Here is a 2,558-nt window from a genome sequence, read left to right as displayed (position 1 = left end):
GCCACAGAGGAGCTCAACAAAAACATGCGGGAAATTTCGGAGGATACCCTGGAGGTACTCTGCAACTATACCTGGCCCGGCAATGTACGGGAACTCAGGAATGTGATCAGAAGGGCGGTCCTTCTTTCTCATGACGACACGATAAGCATGGAAGACATCAATCTCAACCTTAACTCCAAAAAAGAAGATATCGACATATTTTCTTCCTTATTGCTTCACGATATTACAGTGGATGCTGAAAAGAAGGCCATCAGACATGCCCTTGATCTCGCAACGGGCAACAGAACAAAGGCCGCAAATATACTTCATATCAGCCATAGTTCTTTGCTGAGAAAGATGAAAGATTACGACATTAAGTGATAACATCATTCTTATCTCCAACCAAAAATATCATTGGACCATTCAATACCGATTTTAAGAAATGTTTATTCTCTGCAATTTTAGACCGGATTTCGCCTACAGGATACACGGTAGGGTTTATCTCTCTGCCGATAATGTTCTGCGCCTCTTGAAAGGTATTCACAGTCTCGCCAAATGTCACACCACCGATAATAAGAACATCAACATCGCTTCCCTCTTTCCCCGCTTCACGCTTCAAGTCAACTTCCTTTGAGCCTGTCCTCGCTTGCGGTGGCTTCACGCCTTTACCAGCTTTCCTGCCTTTTTAACTATTCACTGTCTTTGCTACCATTCACTGTTGAGCCTCTTGCAAAACCCTAAGAATGCCGTTACTCCGGCGGAAGCCGGTATTTTCACTTGCGCAAGCAACATCCAGTTGCGGGTTACAGCACCTCCACCTTCCACCCTTCATTAATGGATTTTTGCACAATCTTAGGGTACAACGTTGCCAGGATTTTTAACTTTTCCCTGTTGATATTGTCCATCTCTAACTCATCTGCGAAGGGGACATGGTGTCTCAAATATGCTGCATCAAGAAGGGCTTTTTCCGTTGTTGCCATCAGCACCCCGTTTAAATTCAGAACCTCCCCGGGGAGGTACAGTTTTTCAGCAATTCTGGAATATTCAATAACATATCCACAATATTTGATACGGTTGCGGTTTCCTGTTCCGGAATGAAGGGTAACAGCAGTACAAACCTGCGGCACCTGGAGCAGTATGCCATGATAGTTCAACGCCCACTCACAGGAAATATAAGAAGGCTGTCTCACAAAACATGCCACCTGTTCAACCTTAGGGGGTTCGGGATTGAAAAGGATATTCCAGTATACTTCAATGCACGGTAAAGGAACATATTATCATTAGAAACAATTTTTGTTAGGTCTGTGGTTGTGAAAAGAGGCGATGGAAGTTCACGCAATACGTCCACGGTGCTTGATGGTTGTTGTCTCATGAAATTTTTCTCTGTTTCCCTGGATATATGTCAAAATCAATTATGCCTGCCTCATGGATTTTTCTGAAAGCGTCCTGCACAGCCACAATAAGTTCTCTATAACCTTCTCCTGCAAGGGCTTTGAGGGTATCGCCATCCAGAAACCTGGCAAGGTCCCGATGGAGTTCACTGATAAGCGTCTTTTTTGTTCCTTCCTCAAGTTCCTCCATGTTGGTATAAAAAGAGACAGGCGTACTCACGCTGAAAGGCGCTTCATACATGTCGAGTTTCCGCTTCAATACCTCAGAATCCGGCTCAATCAGGAGAGTTTTTGTGAGATACCATACATCAAAAAAATCCCTGCCTTTAGTATATGGACGCTCCAGAAGCGCCCGTAATTTGTCCGAAAGAATCTCTTCCGGAGTTTCAATATTAATCATAACGGCTGCTCCAGGCATTTTTAAAGCGCCTTCCCGAAAAAGATAGGATACTGCAGGAGAAGCCTGCATGATTTTTCTCTCCTTTGCAGGCTTGATCTCTGGGAGGAGTCTCTCAAACTCGATTTTAACAGATGTTTTATTTCTCGTCGCAGCAGTGGAAAAATCAACAAAAGTCCGATATGAAGAATCACGGGGGTCTTTCTCCTTAAACGTTAGCGCCCCTGTACCAAAATTGGCGACTGCCATTCTCCTCAGAGGTTCCATTACTGAGTTGACAAAACGCAGTAACTCTTTATACGGAAGAGAGACAACGAAGTCGAGGTCTTCTGAGAATCTTAGCCCTCCGTAGAACCATCTGATAGCCGTTCCCCCCTGAAAAATGATATTTTTACTTCTTCGGTCGGAAAAAAGTGTGTGCAGGATGATAAGTTGGAGGAGTTCCGACTGCCTTATTCTGTTTTGATCGTATGATTTCATTGATTGCAATATACTACAAATGTGTAATACTATGCAATGGATAGTTTAGTTTTATCTATCAACCGTTCGTCCTTTTCACTATTCACTAACGACTATTCACTGTCTTTTTTATGAGTTCCTCAAAGTTGGCAAAAATATTTCTTCTTGTGAGTGGCTACTGAATAACTTCCTGAGCTTTGGATAGAGCATCTTGAATGGATTCTCTGGTTGGCGGTTTTTTAACAACAACAAATGCCCCAAGAGACGTCACTTCTGTAAGTAACTCCGGATTAGTCTCTGACGAACATATAATGACAATGGCATTGGGATCA

4 protein-coding genes are annotated in these 2,558 nt (G+C 43.2%); 1 reads left to right on the top strand and 3 read right to left on the bottom strand.

Annotated features, from left to right (window positions below; translation table 11 throughout):
- The coding region (locus NT178_00110; protein MCX5810941.1) for a sigma-54-dependent Fis family transcriptional regulator at positions 1-360 on the top strand (360 nt) is incomplete at its 5' end.
- Here the strand turns inward: NT178_00110 and NT178_00105 are convergent.
- The 3 genes from NT178_00105 to NT178_00095 form a co-directional block, all read right to left on the bottom strand.
- Entirely contained in the window at positions 353-640 is a 288-nt protein-coding gene (locus NT178_00105; protein MCX5810940.1) for a hypothetical protein, read from the bottom strand. The two genes, NT178_00110 and NT178_00105, sit on opposite strands and share 8 nt — an antisense overlap.
- A 142-nt stretch (positions 641-782) precedes the next feature.
- Entirely contained in the window at positions 783-1,169 is a 387-nt protein-coding gene (locus NT178_00100; GenBank protein MCX5810939.1) for a hypothetical protein, read from the bottom strand.
- A gap of 178 nt (positions 1,170-1,347) precedes the next feature.
- Positions 1,348-2,247, bottom strand: coding sequence for a nucleotidyl transferase AbiEii/AbiGii toxin family protein (locus NT178_00095; GenBank protein ID MCX5810938.1), 900 nt, complete (start codon positions 2,245-2,247; stop codon positions 1,348-1,350).
- Positions 2,248-2,558: the final 311 nt, after the last annotated feature.

The organism is Pseudomonadota bacterium (assembly GCA_026388255.1).
Lineage (GTDB): Bacteria > Desulfobacterota > Syntrophorhabdia > Syntrophorhabdales > Syntrophorhabdaceae > JAPLKB01.
This window is presented reverse-complemented; position numbering and strand designations above follow the sequence as displayed.

What these genes read in the sequence shown, in the direction of transcription:
- NT178_00095 (MCX5810938.1), bottom strand. Translation starts at nt 2,247, where the DNA reads ATGAAATCATACGATCAAAACAGAATAAGGCAGTCGGAACTCCTCCAA.